The sequence below is a fragment of the Methylobacterium sp. 391_Methyba4 genome (assembly GCF_029691625.1).
Taxonomy (GTDB): Bacteria; Pseudomonadota; Alphaproteobacteria; order Rhizobiales; family Beijerinckiaceae; genus Methylobacterium; species Methylobacterium fujisawaense.
On the sequence record NZ_CP121475.1, the window covers coordinates 4794908 to 4813099 of the forward strand.

Below are 18192 nucleotides of genomic sequence, written 5' to 3' on the forward strand. Positions count from 1 at the left end.
AGGCGGCCGCGCCGCGCCCCGAGACAGGGCGCGGATGGATTGTCCGGAGACGGGTTGGGATGTCGAAGCGGGACTATTACGAGATCCTGGGGGTCACCAAGACCGCCACGGAAAGCGAGATGAAGGTCGCCTTCCGCAAGCTCGCGATGACCTTTCATCCCGACCGCAATCCCGGCGACAAGGACGCCGAGATCAAGTTCAAGGAGATCAACGAGGCCTATCAGTGCCTCTCCGACGGCCAGAAGCGTGCCGCCTACGACCGGTTCGGCCACGCGGCCTTCAGCCAGGGCGGGGGCGGCGGTCCCGGATTCGGCAACGAGTTCGGCGACTTCATGTCGGATATCTTCGACAATTTCTTCGGTGACGGCCGCGGCGGCGGCGGCGGCGCGCGCGGGCGCGGCGGCACACCGGGCCGCGAGCGCGGGGCGGATCTGCGCTACAACCTCGAGATCACCCTGGAGGAGGCCTTCACCGGCAAGGCCGAGACCATCCGGATCCCGACCTCGGTGACCTGTGAGGCCTGTGACGGCTCGGGCGCCAAGCCGGGCTCGAAGCCCCGGACCTGCCCGACCTGCGCGGGCTACGGCCGCGTCCGGGCCGCCCAGGGCTTCTTCGCCATCGAGCGTACCTGTCCGAACTGCCACGGCCGCGGCGAGATCGTCGACGATCCCTGCACGTCCTGCCAGGGCGCGGGCCGCGTCAACCGCGAGCGCACCCTCTCCATCAACGTGCCCGCGGGGGTCGATGACGGCCTGCGCATCCGGCTCGCCGGCGAGGGCGAGAGCGGCCTGCGCGGCGGGCCGGCCGGCGACCTCTACGTCTTCCTGTCGATCAAGCAGCACGAATTCTTCCAGCGCGACGGGGCCGACCTGTTCTGCCGGGTGCCGATCTCGATGGTGACGGCCGCCCTCTCGGGCGAGATCACCGTGCCGGTGATCGACGGCTCGCAGACGCAGGTGCGCATCCCTGCGGGCACGCAGACCGCCAAGCAGTTCCGCATCAAGGGCAAGGGCATGCCGGTGCTCCGCTCGCGGGAGGTCGGCGATCTCTACATCCAGGTCTTCGTCGAGACCCCGCAGAACCTGACCAAGCGCCAGCGCGAGTTGCTCCAGGAGTTCGATCAGTCGGCCTCGCCGGAGAATCATCCCGAATCCGCCGGCTTCTTCTCGAAGGTCCGGGACTTCTTCGGGGGCGCGGTCCGGCCGTGAGCCGGATCCGAATCCTGGGAAGACCCGTTATGCAAGCGGCCGGCGTGGCTTGGGTCCCCTAGGCGACGCGCCGCCTTGACTGTAAGACAACGCCGTTCTTCAGCCTTTCATTCTCATTCGGCATCAAGGAATCCAGGACTTGCCGCCGCTCCGCCGTCCCAACGCGAAGGCTCCTGTCGGCAGGAGCGCGATTTTCGGGCCGCGGCGCGACCCCCTGGAGGACGAGGCTCGGTTCCTGCGTTCGTGGCTCGAGCGGCCCCTCGTCACGGGTGCGGTGACGCCGTCGGGCAAGATGCTCGCGCGCACCATGGCCGCCTATGTCGACCCGCGCCTGGAAGGACCGGTGGTCGAACTCGGCCCCGGCACCGGTCCCGTGACCGAAGCGCTGATCCGGCGCGGCGTTGCGCCGGAGCGCCTGATCCTCGTGGAATTCAATCCCGATTTCTGCCGCCTCCTGACCCACCGCTTCCCCGGTGTGCGGGTCATTCAGGGCGATGCCTACAACATGCGGGCGAGCCTTCAGGACGTGCTGACGCAGCCCGCGGCGGCCACGATCTCGAGCCTGCCGCTGTTCACCAAGCCGTTGGAGCAGCGGCTGGACCTGCTCAACACCGCCCACGACCTGATGCGGCCGGGGGCTCCGTTCGTGCAGTTCACCTACGCGGTCGTGCCGCCGATCCCGGCCCGTTGCGAAGCCGGCAGCTATACCGCCGACCGTTCCAACCGGGTCTGGCTGAACCTGCCCCCGGCCCGGGTCTGGGTCTATCGCCGACCCTGACATGAACACGGCCTGAGCGAACAGGTCACGTTTGCGTCAACTTGAAAGGCACATACCTGAGACACGGCCGGACGCGCCAACGCGGCCGGCGTGGAACAGGAAAGCGCCGATGTTCACCAAGACTGCACGGACCCGCTTTGCAGCCGCCCTTGCCTTCGGCGGGCTGGCCTTTGCGGCCCCGGCCATGGCCGCTCCGCTGAGCCTCGACGCCGGGCTTCAGGCTGACAGCGGGGACATCCACACCGTCCAGTATGGCTACGGCTACGGTCCCCGTCACGGCGGCTGGGGCCACCATGGCTTCGGTCCGCGCCATCATCATCATGGCGGCTGGGGACGGGGACGCCATTACGGCTGGCGCAACCATGGCTTCGGCCCGCGTCACCACCATCACGGCGGCTGGGGCCATCGCCACGGCTACGGCCGCTGGTAAGCACTGACGGCGTGCGTCTCGCTCAGGCGGGGCGCGCGCCGGCCCTTATGCCGGCCCTCATGCCGCCCTCACCCGTTCGATGACGGGCGGCCGCTCCGACGGCGCGTCGCCGATCCGGTAGGCGGTGCGCAAGGCAGCCTCCGCGCGATCCGCCGAGGCCTCATCGGCGGCGTGGACGACCCCCAGCAGGCCACCGGACGCACCGGGGCCGGCGAGATCCGTGAAGCCCACACGCGGATCGATGGAGTCCCCCGGCTGCGTCCGCCCGCCACCGAGCCCGATCACCGCCAGGCCCAAAGCCCGTGTGGCGACCGCCGCAACGGTCCCTTCCTGGTGGACCGGCCGCCGCACCGGCGCCGCGGGCAGATAGGTTGCCGGCCTCTCCAGCAGATCACCCGGCCCGCCGAGAGCCTTGACCATGCGGGCGAAGCAATCGGCCGCCCGGCCCGACGCGAGTGCCTGCTCCAGTCGCTCGGCGGCGCTGTCGCGGTCCGGCGCCAGACCGCCGACGACCAGCATCTCGGCTCCCAGTGCCAGCGTGACCGCGTGGAAGCGCGGCTCGCGGCGGTCGCCTGTCAGATACGCGATCGCGTAGGCGACCTCGACGGCGTTGCCGGCCGCACTGGCCAGCGGCGCATCCATGTCGGTGATCAGCGCGGCGGTGCGCAGGCCGGCGCCCTCCGCCACCGTGACGATGCTCTCGGCCAGGGCCCGCGCCTCCGGCAGCGTCGCCATGAAGGCCCCGCCCCCCTGCTTGACGTCCATCACCAGCCCGTCGAGCCCGGCGGCGAGCTTCTTCGACAGGATCGAGGCGGTGATCAGGTCGAGGGACTCGACCGTGCCGGTCACGTCGCGGATCGCGTAGAGACGCCGGTCGGCCGGGGCGAGGTCAGCGGTCTGGCCGATGATCGCGCAGCCGACGTCCCGGACGACCCTGCGGAACGCGTCCAATCCGGGCGTCGCGTCATAGCCCGGAATACTGCCGAGCTTGTCCAGCGTCCCGCCTGTATGGCCGAGGCCGCGCCCCGAGATCATCGGCACGTAGCCGCCGCAGGCCGCGACCATCGGCGCCAGCGGCAGGCTCACCGCGTCGCCGACGCCGCCGGTCGAGTGCTTGTCGAGGACCGGCCCCGGCAGATCCCAGGCGAGGACACGGCCCGACTCGGCCATCGCGCGGGTCAGGGCCACCCGCTCCGGAAGGGAAAGCCCGCGGAAGAACACCGCCATGGCGAAAGCCGCCGCCTGCCCCTCCCCCACCGTGCCGTCGGTGAGGCCACGGACGAAAGCGTCGATCGCCTCCGGGTCGAGGGGAAGGCCGTCGCGCTTGGCCCGGATCGTCTCCTGAGGCAGCCGCACGTTCACGACTCCCGGGCCTGGATCAAGGCCGCGAACAGGCTGCTCGCCCCGAGCCGGAAGGTCTTGGGGCTCACCCAGGCGGGACCCATGAGGCGGTCGGCAAGAGCCAGGTAGGTGGCTGCGTCGGCGATGCTGCGCAGGCCGCCGGAGACCTTGAGGCCGGCGGGCCGGCCGCTCGCCTGGATCTCATCCAGCATCGCCTCGGCAGCCTCCGGCGTCGCCGAGACCGCGCTCTTGCCCGTGGAGGTCTTCAGGAAGTCGGCGCCCGCCTCCAGGGCGATCCGGCTGGCCTCCCGGATCCGATCGGGATCGGCGATCTCGCCCGTCTCCAGGATCACCTTGAGGATCGCGGAGCCGCAGGTGTCGCGCACCGCCTCCACCATGTCGCGGGCGATCGCCGCCTCGCCCCGCAACAGGGCGCGGTAGGGCAGGACGAGGTCGATCTCGTCCGCCCCGTCGCGCAGGGCCTCGGCGGTGTCGTCGGTGGCGCGGGCGCAATCCTCGCCACCGTCTGGGAAGTTGATCACCGTGGCGATCCGGATGCCTGTGCCCGCGAGCGCCCGCGCCCCCTGCTCGATGAAGCGCGGCCAGACGCAGATCGCCGCGACGCCGCCGCGCTTCGCGTCCCGGCAGAGGGCGTCGATCCTGGGTTCGGTGCAGGTCTCGCCGAGATCGGTGAGGTCGAGGAGCGGCAGGGCCCGGCGGGCGACCGCGCCGGCTTCGGACTCAGTCATCGGCGGTCTCTCCATCGGGCAGATGGGCCACGAAGGCCCGGATCAGGCGGCCGAGATCCTCCGCGGCCCGCGCCGCCACCGCCTTCGTCTCCGCGTGGTGCGGCGCGCCCCCGGCGATCCCGGCCGCGAGGTTCGTCACCACCGAGACCGCCGCCACCGGCAGGTCGAGGAATCGGGCGAGGATCACCTCGGGCACCGTGGACATGCCCACGAGGTCGGCCCCCAGGATGCCGGCCATCCGGACCTCCGCGGGCGTCTCGAAGCTCGGGCCGGAGAACCATGCGTAGATCCCCTCCCCGAGGGGCAGGCCGCAGGCCGCCGCCGCCGCGCGCAGCCGCGTCCGCAGATCCGGATCGTAGGCCGCGGTCATCGGCACGAACCGGGCGTCGCTGGCCTCGCCGATCAGCGGGTTCAGGCCGGACAGGTTGATGTGGTCGGCGAGCAGCACGAGGCTGCCCGGCCCCGTCCCAGGCCGCAGCGATCCGGAAGCGTTGGTGAGCAGCAGACGCCGGGCGCCGAGGTGCCGGGCGCAAGCGAGGGGCACCCGCATCACCGCCGGATCGCCGCGCTCGTAGGCGTGGGCCCGCCCCTCGAAGATCAGGACCGGCCGACCTGCGAGACGACCGCGGTGCAGCCGGCCGCCGTGACCGCTGACGCCCGGCCCCGGAAAACCGGGAATCGCCGCGTAGTCGACGACGATGGCATCCGTCAGGGCGGCGGCGATGCCGCCGAGGCCGGTGCCGGTGACCACTGCGCAGGCGTAGGGTCCTGCGAAACCGGCGTCGCGCAGGGCGTCGCAGGCAGCCGCCTCACTCACCCAGCGTCTCCGGGCCGAAGGATTCCGGCAGCAGCTCCGCCAAGGTGAAGCTGCGGGCGACGCCGCCCGGTCCGGCGGCATGAATCGGCGTGTCCGGTCCGGCGAACTCGCGGATCCGCTGGCGGCAGGCACCGCAGGGCGTCACCAGGCCGACGCCGTCGCCGCAGACCAGGATCGCCGCGATGCGCCGGCCTCCGGCCGCCACCATGGCGGCGATCGCTCCGGCCTCCGCGCAGGTCCCGACCGGGTAGGCGGCGTTCTCCACGTTGCAGCCGGCATGGATGACGCCGCGCTCGTCGCGGAGCGCCGCACCGACCGGGAAGCGGGAATAGGGCGCATGCGCCCGGTCACGCACCGCCCGGGCGGCCTCGAACAGGGCGGCGAGCCCGTCATCGTCCCGTGCTGAATCCGCGGCCTGCATGGCCGATCTTTGGCACCCGCCGGGGCGCCCTGTCGAGGGGGCCGGGGCGGGGTCAGCGCCCTCCGGCCGGGTGCCGCCGGGACGCCGTCAGCGGATCGCCGCGCCGAGGAGGCGCGCCGCCTGCCGGAGATCCGTGTCGTCCCGCGGGCCGCTTAGGGCGTAGGCCGTGTCGCCGGCATTCCACGACACGACGTCGCCGTCATCCGAGCCGGTGAGCGTCGTCGGACCGCCGCGGATGCCGCGGGTGGCGAACAGCGACGCCTCGCCGAACCGACCGGCCTCCAGGGCGACCTCGATCCCGGTGCCGTGCCGGGCGGGGAAGACCTGGATGTCACGGACGCGCCAGCCATCCGGCAGGGCCGGGAGATCGATGCCCGTCGCCGAGCGCAGGCGCGGCCGGTCGTAGACCGGATCGTCGGCTTGGCCGCCCATGCTCTTGCGCAGCTGCGCGACGACTCGGGCCTGGCGCGCATCCGCGATCAGGGCCGGGTCCGGCGTCGCCGCCTGGGTGTCGGGAACGCCGAAGCGGCCGATCTCGTCATGGGCGAGCCAGCCCGCCCCCACGAGCACCGCGATGGCCGCGGCCCGCTTCAGGCGCGAGGCGACCCGGCGCCAGCGCAAATTCCGGTCGAAGCGACGCGCCAGAACGACGTTCCGGTCCGGCCCGGGGCCGGGAACGCGCTCGAAACAGGCCCGCAGGGCGTCGCGATCGTGCATCTCGGCCATCACCCGGGCCGCGGCCTCGGGGTTGGCCGCGAGATGGGCCTCGACGTCGAGACGGCGCATCGGGTCGATCTGCCCGTCGACGAAGGCGATGAGATCGTCGTCTGTGATCGGATCGATCATCGTGAAAGTCCTCGAATCCAGCGTGCCCGGAGGCGATCCGCCGGTCGCAATCGTTCAATCGGCACCGGCGCCCGCGGGCGCCGGACCTGTGTCGGCGCGGTCCTCAGCTCTCGCCGACGGCGCGTCGGAGGTGCCAGTTGGACCCGCTTTTCGGCTCGTCGGACACGACGAGCCGGAGGGTTGAGGGTGGCCCGCGGCGCGTCTCGGGTGCCCGGGACGGCTCCCCTTCGCCGGAGGCCCGGTCGGCCCGCGTCCCCTCTTCGAAAGCCCGCAGGGCCGCCCGGCCGCGGCCGAGACGGGACATCAATGTGCCGATCGGAATGCCCAGCACGGCGGCCGCATCGGCGTAGGCCATGCCTTCCAGCGTGACGAGATGGAGCGCGGCGCGCTGCTCCTCCGGCAGCTTGAGGAACGCCTGCCGAATCTGGGCGAGGCGCACCTGCCCCTCCTGGGCCGGCGGGGCCATGTCCTCGGTCATCCGCACCAGCGTGTCGGCGTGACGGGCCTCGACCTGCCGGCGGCGCTGCTCGTCGATGAAGGCGTTGTGCAGCACCGTCATCATCCAGGTGCGCAGATTGGTGTTGGGCCGGAGCGTGCCCTGCATCTCCAGCGCCCGCACCAGGGTATCGTGCACGAGATCGTCGGCCCGCAACGCGTCGCGGGTCAGCGAACGCGCGTAGCGCCGCAGGGGCACCATCAGGTCGAGGAGGTCCGGGCGCGTGTTCTTGTCCGATGCCATGGGATGTGAACGCGAGGCAGCGGCCTTTTAATCCCGCCTGTCGGCCGGGTCTCGGATGTCAGGCCTGATCGAGGGCTGCCGCGATGCCCGAGATCACCCGCGGATCCGTCGGCTCGACCTGCGTGGCGAAGGCCGCCGCCAGGGTGCCGTCCCGGGCGATCAAGTACTTGTGAAAATTCCAGCGCGGCGTCTCGGCCGGGCGCTCGGCCGCTGCCCAGCGATAGAACGGGTGGGCGCCCGGCATCTTCACCCGGGTCTTGGCGGTGAGCGGAAAGGTGACGCCGTGATTCTTCCGGGCAGCCTCCGCGATGGCCGGGCCGTCCAGCGGCTCCTGATTGCCGAAATCCGGCGAGGGCACGCCCAGGACCGTGAGCCCCCGGTCGCCGAACCGCGTCCAGAGCGTCTGGAGCCCGGAGAGTTGCCCGGCATAGCCGCAGGCCGTGGCGGTGTTGACCACCAGGATCGGCTTTCCCGCATAGGCCGAGAGCGGCATCGGCGCGCCCTCGGGCGTCTCGAAGGCGAAGTCCGTGGCCCGCATGGCCTCGGCGGCGCGGGCGGTGCCGGCAAGGCCGGCACCGATCAGGATGAGAGCCTCGCGGCGCAGCAGCGTCATGGCAGGTCTCCGGCTCGGACGTCCCGCGGCCGCAACGGGCCAGGTCGGACGGGGGATCACCTCATTGATATGCCTGCTGCAGGTCGACCGTACAGTCTCGGCCGACTGCGTCATAATTCTCCGCGAGCCAGGCTTGCGCGGCGGCGCGGCCCTTGTCGCGCAGGCGCTTGAAGACGGTCCAGCGGGCGTCGAGCTTGGAGGCGGCGTTGTAGTCCTCCAATGCGTCGGTCCCGTCGATGCGGTGCACCAGGACCCGGCGATACTGGCCCTGACCGAGAACGCCTTCCTCGATCAGCCCGTCGAGGAAGTCGATCGCCCGCAATTCCCGCATCAGGTTGGCGTTGAAGGTGATCTCGTTCAGCCGGTCGCGGATCTCGGCTTCCGTGCGCGGGGTCTCCCGCCGCTCCACGGGGTTGATCTGCACGAGCACGATGTCGCGGGTCTGGGCGCCGCGATGCAGGGGGTAGAGCGGCGGATTGCCGAGATAGCCGCCGTCCCAATAAGGCACGCCGTCGATCTCCACCGCCTGGAAGACGGTGGGCAGGCAGGCCGAAGCCATCAGGTGATCGACGGTCAGCCGCTCACGCTCGAAGACCGCGAGCTTGCCCGTCCAGACATTGGTGGCCGAGACGAACAGGCCCGCCGTGTCGGCCTCGCGCAGGCGGTCGAAATCGACCTGCTCGGCCAGCGCCTTGCGCAGCGGGTTGATGTTGAGCGGGTTCGACACGTAGGGGCTCGGCGCCAGCATCTTGGCCCAGAACTCGGCCACCGGATTGCCCTTCCACAGGCTGAACAGGCCGCTGACGAAGTTGCGCTGGGCCGGGCCCAGGTCGCCGTCGAGGCTGACCTCGCGCCAGAACCGCTCCAGACCCTCGCGGGCTCCGTCCGGGCCGCCCTTGAGCCAGCCATCCACGAGGACGACGGCATTCATCGCTCCCGCGCTCGCCCCCGTGACCGCCTCGAAGCCCAGACGCCCATCTTCGATCAGCGCATCGAGGACGCCCCAGGTGAAGGCGCCGTGCGCACCGCCGCCCTGCAGCGCCAGGGCCACCGGCTTCTCGGCCTTGGGCCCGGCCAGCACGTGGCCCGACCCCTGGGCGGACTGCGCCTCGATCACGTCCGAGACGGGTGACTCGGGGACGGCGGTGGCCGGATTGTGCGGCTCGCCGCCGGATTGCTCGCTCATGTCGGCCTCCTGGTCCGGCCGCTTAGATGGGATGCTGCATTGCAGCATCAACCGTCGGCCGTGCCCGCGGCCCGCGGCCCGCGCCCCCGCCGACCCGAGCGAATCGGCAACAGAGGCGGACGAAATCCCGATGCCGCCGAAGGCAAACGCCGCGCGGACGTGCAGCAAACTCGACATCCGCGCCCGGATACGACATGACAGCCGCGATGCTGTCATGCGCGATGCTGTCCTGCGTGGCGCCGGCTTGACGCGGCGCCGGGTCGTCCGCAGCTAACCCGCGACAGCCCCGAAGTTCCGGCGAAGCGTGTCCCGGGACAGACCCGGCAGCCCTCAGGCTCCGGCGTCCCGTGAGGCGCGCCCGCGAAGGTCCACGATGGAAGTCATGGAAGCCACCCGTTCCGAAAGCCCTGCCGCCGACAACCCGCTGGCCGGTGGCGGCCCGGAAATCGCCGGCCCCGCGCCGCGCCACCGCACCGTCGGCGTGACGGTCGGCGAGGGCGAAGGCGCGGTCACGGTCGGCGGCGGCGCGCCGATCGTCGTCCAGTCGATGACCAACACCGACACGGCCGACATCGACGCCACGGTGGCGCAGGTCGCCCAGCTCGCCCGGGTCGGCTCGGAGCTTGTGCGCATCACGGTCGACCGGGACGAGGCGGCGGCGGCGGTGCCGAAGATCCGCGAGCGCCTCGACCGGATCGGCGTCCACGTCCCGCTGGTGGGCGACTTCCACTACATCGGCCACAAGCTGCTCGCCGACCACCCGGCCTGCGCCGAGGCGCTCGCCAAGTACCGGATCAATCCCGGGAACGTCGGCTTCAAGGACAAGAAGGATACCCAGTTCTCGGCGATCATCGAGCAGGCGATCAAGCACAACAAGACCGTGCGGATCGGCGCCAACTGGGGCTCGCTCGACGGCGAGCTGCTCACCCACCTGATGGACGAGAACGCCAAGGCGCCGCGGCCGATCGATGCCCGGGCGGTGATGCGCGAGGCGATGGTCCGCTCGGCGATCAGCTCGGCCGACCGCGCCGTGGAACTCGGCCTGCCGCAGAACAAGATCATCCTCTCGGCCAAGGTCTCGGCCGTGCAGGACCTGATCGCCGTCTACCGCGAGGTGGCGCGCCGTTCGGATTACGCGATCCATCTCGGCCTCACCGAGGCCGGCATGGGCTCGAAGGGCCTCGTGGCCGCCTCCGCCGCCATCGGCGTGCTCCTCCAGGAGGGCATCGGCGACACGATCCGCTACTCGCTCACCCCAGAGCCCGGCGGCGACCGGACCGTCGAGGTCAAGGCCAGCCAGGAACTCCTGCAGACGATGGGGTTCCGCACCTTCGTGCCGATGGTGGCGGCCTGCCCGGGCTGCGGTCGCACGACCTCGACCACCTTCCAGGAACTCGCCCGGGACATCCAGAACTGGATCGTTACCTCCATGCCGGAGTGGAAGAAGTCCTATCCGGGCGTCGAGGGGCTGAACGTCGCCGTGATGGGCTGCATCGTGAACGGCCCGGGCGAATCGAAGCACGCCGATATCGGCATCTCGCTGCCCGGCACCGGCGAGACCCCGACCGCGCCGGTCTTCATCGACGGCAAGAAGGCCATGACCCTGCGCGGCCCGACGCTGGCCAAGGATTTCGAGACGATCGTGATCGACTACATCCAGCGCCGATTCGGTCAGCAGGGCGGGACGCGCACCGCCGCCGAGTGAGGCGCGGTGCGGGGGTAAACACCCCCGGCCCGCTCCCGTCGCGGCTCGGTGAAGTCTGTCCTCGCCCGAGAGGACACCTCCCGCCGCACCGGCATTCCGGGGCTCCATGGGCGGGCCCGGAAACAAGAACCCGCGTCGGTTCAGGCGCTTGATCCGGAGGCGCATCGGGCCGGCGCGCGAGCGTGTCGCGCCTCCGGCGCATCGCATTCGGACCTGAATCGCACCGAGACCCAGCTCCGCGATCTTCGCAGAGGCACACGGTTTCCGGCCGCACGAGGGCATGATAGCAAGGCCACACGATCCCGCGAGCGGTCGGCCCGGTGGCCGGCCCGCACGGTTCGGCGGAGTGTTCGCGTGTTCTGCCCGGCCCCGACTGGCCCCTGAGCCGAACCGCGAAGCGCCGGCCACGCCCGAGCTTCCGACATCCCCATGAGCCACAACTTCGCACCCGGCGTAGCAGCCCAGCCCGCGCCCGCAGCGCCCGACGCCGCGCGGGAGGCCGCCGCGGCGTCCGACGAGACGGCCGGCCAGACGCCCATGCACGGGCCGGCGACCTCCGGCACCCTCGATGCCCCCGAGAAGGCGGAGACGCGCCACGGCCATGCCGGCTTCTGGACGCTCCTCGTCGGCTCCGTCGGCGTCGTCTACGGGGATATCGGCACCAGCCCGCTCTACGCCTTCCGCGAGGCGCTGGTCCCCGCCCGCACCGACGGCATCCTGCTGCCCGAGGAGGTGATCGGCACCGTCTCGCTGATCCTCTGGGCGCTGTTCATGATCGTGACCGTGAAATACGTCGCGATCCTGCTGCGCATGGACAACAACGGCGAGGGCGGCATCCTCTCGCTGATGGCGCTCGCCCGGAAGGCGCTGGGCGGCTCGCGCATCGTGTTCATGCTGGGATTGATGGGCGCCTCGCTGTTCTACGGCGACGCGGTGATCACCCCGGCGATCTCGGTGCTCTCGGCGGTGGAGGGCCTGAAGCTCGTCACCCCCGCCCTCGACGATTACGTGCTGCCGATCACCGTGGTGATCATCGTCGCGCTGTTCCTCGTGCAGAACCGCGGCACCGGCAAGGTTGCGGCCTTCTTCGGGCCGGTGACCATCGTGTGGTTCCTCGCCATGGCGCTGGCGGCACTGCCGCATATCGGCCTGCACCCGGAGGTGTTCCGCGCCGTCAATCCCTGGCACGCCGTGAACTACCTGCTCGGCCATGGCACCGGGGCGCTGGTGGCCTTGGGCGCGGTGTTCCTGGCGGTGACCGGGGCCGAGGCCCTGTTTGCCGATCTCGGCCATTTCGGCCGCAAGCCGATCCAGCTGGCCTGGATCGGCCTCGTCTTCCCGGCGCTCGCCCTCAACTATCTCGGGCAGGCGGCCCTGGTACTGGAGAAGCCCGACACCGCCGACCCGTTCTTCCAGCTGGTGCCGGCCTGGGGCCTGCTGCCGATGGTGATCCTCGCCACGATCGCCACCGTGGTGGCGAGCCAGGCGGTGATCACCGGCGCCTTCTCGTTATCCCGGCAGGCGATCCAGCTCGGCCTGCTGCCGCGACTGGAGATCCGCCATACCTCCGAGTCGCATGCCGGGCAGATCTATCTGCCGCAGATCAACGGGCTGCTGATGGTGGGCGTCGTCCTGCTGGCGGTGCTGTTCAAGACCTCCTCGTCGCTGGCCTCGGCCTACGGCATAGCGGTGACCGGCACGATGCTGCTCACCGCCTCGCTGACCTTCCTGGTGATGTGGCGCATGTGGAAATGGTCGCCGGTGGCGGCGGCCGCCGTGATGCTGCCCTTCATCGTCCTGGAGTTCCTGTTTCTGCTGTCCAACCTGATCAAGGTGGTGGAAGGGGGCTACGTGCCGCTGCTGCTCGCCGGCGGCCTCATCATCCTGATGTGGACCTGGGTGCGGGGCGTCACGATCCTGTTCAACAAGACCCGCAAGACCGACGTGCCGCTGGTGGAACTGGTCGGCATGCTGGAGAAGAGCCCGCCCCACCACGTGCGCGGCACCGCGGTGTTCCTGACGAGCGATCCCGAGATCGCCCCGGCCGCGCTCCTGCACAACCTCAAGCACAACAAGGTGCTGCACGAGAAGAACGTGATCCTCACCGTCGAGACGGTGGACACGCCCCGCTCCAACGAGGCCGACAAGGTGCGGATCGAGCCGGTGGGCCCGCATTTCTACCGGGTCGTGATGAAGTTCGGCTACATGGAGACGCCGAACATCCCGAAGACGCTGGTGCTGCTGCGCCGCCAGGGCTTCAAGTTCGACATCATGGCGACGTCGTTCTTCCTGTCGCGCCGCTCGATCCGGCCGGCGGCGCATTCGGGCATGCCGCTCTGGCAGGACCGGATCTTCATCACCCTCGCCAAGAACGCGAACGACGCCACGGACTTCTTCCAGATCCCCACCGGGCGGGTCGTAGAGGTGGGCACGCAGGTCACGGTGTGAGGACCACGCCGCCATGGTCATCGGCACGCGCATCCTGACGATCCGCGGGCCGGTGGCGGACATTCCTGGCGCGGGTCCGGCTCGAGCGCCGGAAGACACGGACGGGCACGGGATCTGCCGCTTCACGATCGGCCGGCCCGAAGAGCCGTGCGAGAATTTCGGGGCCGGCGTCGATGCGCTGCGGGCCGTCCACTTAGCGATGCAGAGGACCGGCATCGACCTCAAGGTCAGCGCGGCCCACGAGACCGGCACCCGGGTGGGGGCAAAGCTCGGGCATGGGCCGGCTCTCCTATTCCGTAGAACGGCCACGCGCGTCCGATCGGCGCGGACAAGGTCTCGAGGAGCGAGGGCCCTGCGCTCCCTGTGCGAGCGGAGCGAAGCCACCCGGCACGCCACGCGCACCGGGTGCGCGCGGTCGTGGATCACGTCGTGCCCCGCGTGAGGCATGCTGCCTGTGATCGCATGCCCTGACGATGTGCGCCGCCGCACGCGGCATGTCCTGAGCGCAACCACTCGCGGATGACCGGCCGCGTCCCTGCGTTGCGCCCGGCCCGAGGCCTGATTTAGAATACTTATTATTCTGAGCTTGAGCGTTAGCCCGGCGGCCCGGCCGCATCGGTGAACGTTAGCTGGCAAATCCGGCCTTGGCCTCCGGCCCGGCTCAGACCCGACTGATCGCCGCTCCGGCGCCGCCAGACAGGACGCAACGATGATCAAACTCACCGTGAACGGGGCTGCGCGCAGCTTCGACGGCGACCCCGACATGCCGCTACTGTGGTACCTGCGGGACGAACTCGGGCTCACCGGCACGAAGTTCGGCTGCGGCGTCTCGCTCTGCGGGGCCTGCACCATCCATCTCGGCGGGACGGCGACCCGTGCCTGCATCACCCCGGTCTCGGCCGCCGCCGGCCAGGAGGTCGTCACCATCGAGGGGCTGTCGCCGGACGGCAACCACCCGGTGCAGGTGGCGTGGCGCGACCAGAACGTCGCCCAGTGCGGCTTCTGCCAGTGCGGCCAGATCATGCAGGCCGCCGCGCTCCTGAAGGACACGCCGAAGCCGTCCGATCAGGACATCGACGACACGATGAGCGGCAACATCTGCCGCTGCGGCACCTACCCGCGCATCCGCGCCGCGATCCATCAGGCTGCCGGCCAGCCGGCGCCCGCCACCAAGGGAGAGCGCCTGTGATCCACGACGCGAAGATGAGCGCCCAGCTCGCCGCCGGCACCAAGCCGGCCCTCGACAATGTCAGCCGCCGCGGGATCCTCGGCGGCGCCGGCGCTCTCGTTCTGGCCCTCTCGCTGCGTCCGGCGCGAGCCGACGAGACCCAGACCGCCGAGCAGAAGGCCCAAAAATTCGGCGCCGACGGCATGCCGCACGGCTGGCGCGACGATCCGAAGATCTTCGTCGCCATCGCGCCGGACGGCACCGTCACGGTGACCAACCACCGTTCCGACATGGGCCAGGGCATCCGGACCTCGGTGGCCTTCACGGTCGCCGACGAGCTGGAGGCCGACTGGTCGAAGGTGAAGGTGGTCCAGGCCTGGGGTGACGAGACCCGCTTCGGCAACCAGGACACCGACGGCTCGCGCTCGACCCGCCACTTCTTCCAGCACTTCCGCCACGCCGGCGCCGCCGCGCGGCTGATGCTGATCCAGGCCGCGGCCAAGCAATGGGGCGTGCCGGCCTCCGAGGTGACGGCGGTCAACCACACCCTGACCCACGCCAAGTCGGGCCGCACCCTCGGCTACGGGGCCGTGGCCCAGGCCGCCGCCGAGCTGCCGGTGCCCACCGACGTCAAGCTGAAGGACCCCAAGGACTTCCGCTACATCGGCACCGGCAAGGTCGGGCTGATCGACAATTTCGACATCACCACCGGCAAGGCCGTCTACGGCCTCGACACCAAGCTCGACGGGATGCTCTACGCGGTCGTCGCGCGCCCGGCCGTCTATGGCGGCACGGTGAAGTCCTTCGACGACAGCGAGGCCAAGAAGGTCCCGGGCGTCGTGAAGATCTTCAAGATCGACGGCGGCACGATCCCGTCCGAGTTCATGCCGCTCGGCGGCGTCGCCGTGGTGGCCAAGAACACCTGGGCGGCCCTGAAGGCCCGGGACGCCCTCAAGATCACCTGGGACGACGGTCCGAACGCCGGCTACGACACGGACGCGTTCCGCAAGGAGCTGGAGGCCGCGGCCCGCAAGCCCGGCAAGGTCGTGCGCACGCAGGGCGACGTCGACGGCGCCCTCGCCAAGGCCAAGACCAAGGTCGAGGCCGAGTACTTCGTGCCCCACCTCGCCCAGGCGCCGATGGAGCCCCCGGCCGCGGTGGCCCGCGTGAAGGACGGGTTCTGCGAGGCCTGGGCCTGCACGCAGGGTCCGCAGGCGGCCAACGACCGCCTGATGAAGGCGCTCAAGCTGCCCGACGACAAGGTCAAGGTGAACGTGACGCTGCTCGGCGGCGGGTTCGGGCGCAAGTCGAAGCCCGACTACGTGGTCGAGGCGGCGCTCTGCTCGCAGGCCGTGGGCGGCGCCCCGGTGAAGCTCGCCTGGACCCGCGAGGACGACCTGCACCACGGCTTCTACCACACGATCTCGGTGGAGCATCTGGAGGCCGGCCTCGACGACAAGGGCATGCCGGTGGCGTGGCTGCACCGCTCGGTGGCGCCGACGATCGGCTCGATCTTCGCGCCCGATCCGAAGCACGAGCTGCCATTCGAGCTCGGGATGGGGCTGGTCAACACGCCGCTGAACATCCCGAACATGCGGCTGGAGAACCCCGAGGCTGCCGCCCATGTCCGCATCGGCTGGTTCCGCTCGGTGTCGAACATCCCGCACGCCTTCGCGATCCAGTCCTTCGTCTCGGAGCTGGCGCACGCCGCCGGCCGCGAGCCGAAGGAGTACCTGCTCGACCTCATCGGACCCGATCGCAAGATCAGCCCGACCGAGATCGGCGACGTCTGGAACTACGGCGAGGACCCGAAGCGCTACCCGATCGAGACCGGCCGCCTGCGCGGCGTGATCGAGGCGGCCGCCAAGGGCGCGGGCTGGGGGCGGCAGATGCCCAAGGGCACCGGCCTCGGCATCGCCGGCCACTACAGCTTCGTCACCTACACGGCGGTGGCGGCCGAGGTGGAGGTCGACGACAAGGGCCAGGTGAAGGTGAAGGCGATCGACATCGCGGTCGATTGCGGGCCGCAGGTGAACCCGGAGCGCATCCGCTCGCAGATGGAAGGCGCCGTGGTCATGGGGATGGGGCTCGCCCTGACCTCCGAGATCACCTTCAAGCAGGGCCGGGCGGTGCAGAACAACTTCGACGGCTACGAGGTCCTCCGGATCGACGCCGCCCCGAAGGTGGTCCGCGTGCACCTCGTGCCGACCGGCAATTGGGACGGGCCGCTCGGCGGCGTCGGCGAGCCCGGCGTGCCGCCGGTGGCGCCGGCGATCGCCAACGCGATCTTCGCGGCCACCGGCCGCCGGGTCCGGCAATTGCCGATCCGCGATCAGCTGAGCGCCTGAACCGTCACCCGTCGCGAGACGTTGGGGCCGCAGGGGGAACCTGCGGCCCCATTCTTTTGGAAAGTACCCGACCCGATGATGCGTCCCGCCCTGACGGCCTGCCTGACCCTGATCCTGACGGCAGCCCCGGCCCTCGCCTCGCCCTGCGGCGACCGGATCGACAGCGTTTCCAAGCGGGTTCAGTCCGAGATGAGGCAGTCGATCTCCGCCTCGACCAGCGGCCAGGGCAATGCCGCCAAGCGCGGCGGCGAGGGGGTCACCGGCACGGAGGGTCAGCGGGCGAAGGAATCCCCCGAGGCGCCGCCGGAGAAGTCGGCCCAGGCCGGCCAGGGGGCGGATGCCGCCCAGCAGGCGCAGGTCGCCCTCGAGGAGGCGCGCACGGCCGACTCGAAGGGTGACGCCAAGGGCTGCGAGGCGGCCCTGTCCCGCGTCGAGCAGCAGTTGAAGAAGACACCCTGAGGCACTTCATAAAACGGGCTGACGGGTTCGATGCGCGAGGCTGGCCGCTCCCGCATCGATCCAAGCCACCTCTCTCATCCTGAGGCCCGCTGCGCGGTCACCTGAGGATGAGGGGAAGGGTTCGACGTGAGCCCTGGCTGGCTTTGCCGCCCTCACCGGCCCAGCGCGCTGATCTCGATCACGAACTTCCGCCGCAACGCCCGCGAGAAATCGCCGTAGCCGGCGGCCGCCAGCAGGAACGCCCCCGGGCCGCCGATGACGTGGGCGCGGTACCATTGCTCCAGGCTCGTGCGTTCCTGCGGCAGCGGGGTCGGGAGCAGGCCGTAGCCCGGCGCCCGATAGGCCCCGGCCCCGACCACGTCGTTCTCGCCCGGCACCAGGATCGGCAGGCCGTTGACCGTCGCGCCGGTGGCGAGCAGCGCCGCATGCGCCTCCGCGAGGCTGTCGGCGTCGGTGCAATTGTCGATCCCGTCGCCGGAGACGTCGACCACCACGCGCTCGGCCGGGATCGGGAGCGTCGGGAGCACGGCGTCGGTCACCGTGCGGAACATCTGGCCGAGGCAGGTGAACTCGCCGGCCTGCCGGGGCGTGGCCCGGACGAGGGCGGCGGTCGCCGCAGCATCGACGCGGTTGGCGATCCGCCGCCAGCCGACCGCGAGGTTCGCCCGGTCCGCCCAGGTCACCATCGCGAACAGGATCCCACCCGGATTGCCGGTGATCGCGCCGATCACCGACGGATCTTCCAAGGCCTCCGCGATGCCCTCCATCTGGAGCCGGAAGCGGGATTCGTCGACGGATTGCGACACGTCCACCGAGACGACCAGCGCGGTGGCGACGCTCTCGGGTGCGGCCTTGGCGGGCGCCAGCCCGAGGAGCAGGAGGCCGGCGCCCCGCAGCGCGCCGCGGCGGATCCATCCCGAACCCGTCCGCATCATC

Annotated in this window: 17 protein-coding genes; 8 read left to right on the top strand and 9 right to left on the bottom strand. The window is 70.8% G+C overall.

Features of this window, described 5'->3' with window-relative positions; genetic code table 11:
• Window positions 1-59 precede the first annotated feature (59 nt).
• The 3 genes from dnaJ (at window position 60) to P9K36_RS22525 (ending at window position 2416) form a co-directional block, all read left to right on the top strand.
• Window positions 60-1208, top strand: coding sequence for a molecular chaperone DnaJ (gene dnaJ / locus P9K36_RS22515; protein WP_043357852.1), 1149 nt, complete (start codon window positions 60-62; stop codon window positions 1206-1208).
• 139 nt (window positions 1209-1347) lie between these two features.
• Window positions 1348-1986 carry a phospholipid methyltransferase gene (locus P9K36_RS22520; protein ID WP_043357854.1) on the top strand — a complete coding sequence of 213 codons (639 nt, stop codon included), beginning with the start codon at window positions 1348-1350 and terminating at the stop codon, window positions 1984-1986.
• A 109-nt stretch (window positions 1987-2095) separates the two neighbouring features.
• Window positions 2096-2416 carry a hypothetical protein gene (locus P9K36_RS22525; RefSeq protein WP_043357856.1) on the top strand — a complete coding sequence of 107 codons (321 nt, stop codon included), beginning with the start codon at window positions 2096-2098 and terminating at the stop codon, window positions 2414-2416.
• Window positions 2417-2473: 57 nt separating this feature from the next.
• Here the strand turns inward: P9K36_RS22525 and deoA are convergent, their stop codons facing one another.
• The 8 genes from deoA to P9K36_RS22565 all read right to left on the bottom strand — a co-directional run bounded on the left by deoA (window position 2474) and on the right by P9K36_RS22565 (window position 9128).
• Complete coding sequence (deoA, locus tag P9K36_RS22530; protein ID WP_278306026.1) at window positions 2474-3772, bottom strand: thymidine phosphorylase; 1299 nt, start codon at window positions 3770-3772, stop codon at window positions 2474-2476.
• A gap of 2 nt (window positions 3773-3774) precedes the next feature.
• Window positions 3775-4506 carry a deoxyribose-phosphate aldolase gene (deoC, locus tag P9K36_RS22535; RefSeq protein WP_278306027.1) on the bottom strand — a complete coding sequence of 244 codons (732 nt, stop codon included), beginning with the start codon at window positions 4504-4506 and terminating at the stop codon, window positions 3775-3777.
• The gene (locus tag P9K36_RS22540; RefSeq protein ID WP_278306028.1) at window positions 4499-5323 is read right to left on the bottom strand and encodes a purine-nucleoside phosphorylase; all 825 of its coding nucleotides are present in this window, start codon (window positions 5321-5323) and stop codon (window positions 4499-4501) included. Before P9K36_RS22540 ends, deoC begins: the two co-directional genes overlap by 8 nt.
• A complete protein-coding gene (locus P9K36_RS22545) occupies window positions 5316-5744 on the bottom strand; it encodes a cytidine deaminase (protein WP_051045123.1) in 429 nt (142 codons plus the stop codon). Before P9K36_RS22545 ends, P9K36_RS22540 begins: the two co-directional genes overlap by 8 nt.
• Before the next feature lie 87 nt (window positions 5745-5831).
• Window positions 5832-6590 carry an anti-sigma factor gene (locus P9K36_RS22550; protein ID WP_043385215.1) on the bottom strand — a complete coding sequence of 253 codons (759 nt, stop codon included), beginning with the start codon at window positions 6588-6590 and terminating at the stop codon, window positions 5832-5834.
• A gap of 103 nt (window positions 6591-6693) precedes the next feature.
• Window positions 6694-7329: a sigma-70 family RNA polymerase sigma factor gene (locus P9K36_RS22555; protein ID WP_043759186.1), complete on the bottom strand. Its 636-nt coding sequence runs from the start codon at window positions 7327-7329 to the stop codon at window positions 6694-6696.
• 58 nt (window positions 7330-7387) lie between these two features.
• A complete protein-coding gene (locus P9K36_RS22560; protein WP_043347523.1) occupies window positions 7388-7942 on the bottom strand; it encodes a glutathione peroxidase in 555 nt (184 codons plus the stop codon).
• Between the two features lie 61 nt (window positions 7943-8003).
• The gene (locus P9K36_RS22565; RefSeq protein ID WP_179697213.1) at window positions 8004-9128 is read right to left on the bottom strand and encodes a patatin-like phospholipase family protein; all 1125 of its coding nucleotides are present in this window, start codon (window positions 9126-9128) and stop codon (window positions 8004-8006) included.
• Between the two features lie 382 nt (window positions 9129-9510).
• Between P9K36_RS22565 and ispG the strand changes: the two genes are divergently transcribed.
• From ispG to P9K36_RS22590, 5 genes are all read left to right on the top strand, one after another.
• Window positions 9511-10833 carry a flavodoxin-dependent (E)-4-hydroxy-3-methylbut-2-enyl-diphosphate synthase gene (ispG, locus tag P9K36_RS22570; RefSeq protein ID WP_170861860.1) on the top strand — a complete coding sequence of 441 codons (1323 nt, stop codon included), beginning with the start codon at window positions 9511-9513 and terminating at the stop codon, window positions 10831-10833.
• A 429-nt stretch (window positions 10834-11262) separates the two neighbouring features.
• On the top strand, window positions 11263-13281 hold the full coding sequence (locus P9K36_RS22575) for a potassium transporter Kup (RefSeq protein ID WP_053609118.1): 2019 nt from the start codon (window positions 11263-11265) through the stop codon (window positions 13279-13281).
• Window positions 13282-13990: 709 nt separating this feature from the next.
• Complete coding sequence (locus tag P9K36_RS22580; RefSeq protein ID WP_043385201.1) at window positions 13991-14470, top strand: (2Fe-2S)-binding protein; 480 nt, start codon at window positions 13991-13993, stop codon at window positions 14468-14470.
• Window positions 14467-16797 carry a xanthine dehydrogenase family protein molybdopterin-binding subunit gene (locus P9K36_RS22585; protein WP_278306029.1) on the top strand — a complete coding sequence of 777 codons (2331 nt, stop codon included), beginning with the start codon at window positions 14467-14469 and terminating at the stop codon, window positions 16795-16797. Before P9K36_RS22580 ends, P9K36_RS22585 begins: the two co-directional genes overlap by 4 nt.
• Before the next feature lie 75 nt (window positions 16798-16872).
• A complete protein-coding gene (locus tag P9K36_RS22590) occupies window positions 16873-17256 on the top strand; it encodes a hypothetical protein (RefSeq protein WP_043352202.1) in 384 nt (127 codons plus the stop codon).
• A 152-nt stretch (window positions 17257-17408) separates the two neighbouring features.
• Here P9K36_RS22590 and P9K36_RS22595 read toward each other — a convergent pair whose 3' ends face one another.
• Complete coding sequence (locus tag P9K36_RS22595) at window positions 17409-18188, bottom strand: DUF1194 domain-containing protein (protein ID WP_043385316.1); 780 nt, start codon at window positions 18186-18188, stop codon at window positions 17409-17411.
• Between the last annotated feature and the right edge of the window lie 4 nt (window positions 18189-18192).

Coding starts and splice junctions, on each gene's coding strand:
- P9K36_RS22575 (WP_053609118.1), top strand. CDS start 11,263: ATGAGCCACAACTTCGCACCCGGCGTAGCAGCCCAGCCCGCGCCCGCA.
- deoC (WP_278306027.1), bottom strand. CDS start 4,506: ATGACTGAGTCCGAAGCCGGCGCGGTCGCCCGCCGGGCCCTGCCGCTC.
- P9K36_RS22555 (WP_043759186.1), bottom strand. CDS start 7,329: ATGGCATCGGACAAGAACACGCGCCCGGACCTCCTCGACCTGATGGTG.
- P9K36_RS22560 (WP_043347523.1), bottom strand. CDS start 7,942: ATGACGCTGCTGCGCCGCGAGGCTCTCATCCTGATCGGTGCCGGCCTT.
- P9K36_RS22545 (WP_051045123.1), bottom strand. CDS start 5,744: ATGCAGGCCGCGGATTCAGCACGGGACGATGACGGGCTCGCCGCCCTG.
- P9K36_RS22595 (WP_043385316.1), bottom strand. CDS start 18,188: ATGCGGACGGGTTCGGGATGGATCCGCCGCGGCGCGCTGCGGGGCGCC.
- P9K36_RS22590 (WP_043352202.1), top strand. CDS start 16,873: ATGATGCGTCCCGCCCTGACGGCCTGCCTGACCCTGATCCTGACGGCA.
- dnaJ (WP_043357852.1), top strand. CDS start 60: ATGTCGAAGCGGGACTATTACGAGATCCTGGGGGTCACCAAGACCGCC.
- ispG (WP_170861860.1), top strand. CDS start 9,511: ATGGAAGCCACCCGTTCCGAAAGCCCTGCCGCCGACAACCCGCTGGCC.
- P9K36_RS22550 (WP_043385215.1), bottom strand. CDS start 6,590: ATGATCGATCCGATCACAGACGACGATCTCATCGCCTTCGTCGACGGG.
- P9K36_RS22565 (WP_179697213.1), bottom strand. CDS start 9,128: ATGAGCGAGCAATCCGGCGGCGAGCCGCACAATCCGGCCACCGCCGTC.
- P9K36_RS22525 (WP_043357856.1), top strand. CDS start 2,096: ATGTTCACCAAGACTGCACGGACCCGCTTTGCAGCCGCCCTTGCCTTC.
- P9K36_RS22580 (WP_043385201.1), top strand. CDS start 13,991: ATGATCAAACTCACCGTGAACGGGGCTGCGCGCAGCTTCGACGGCGAC.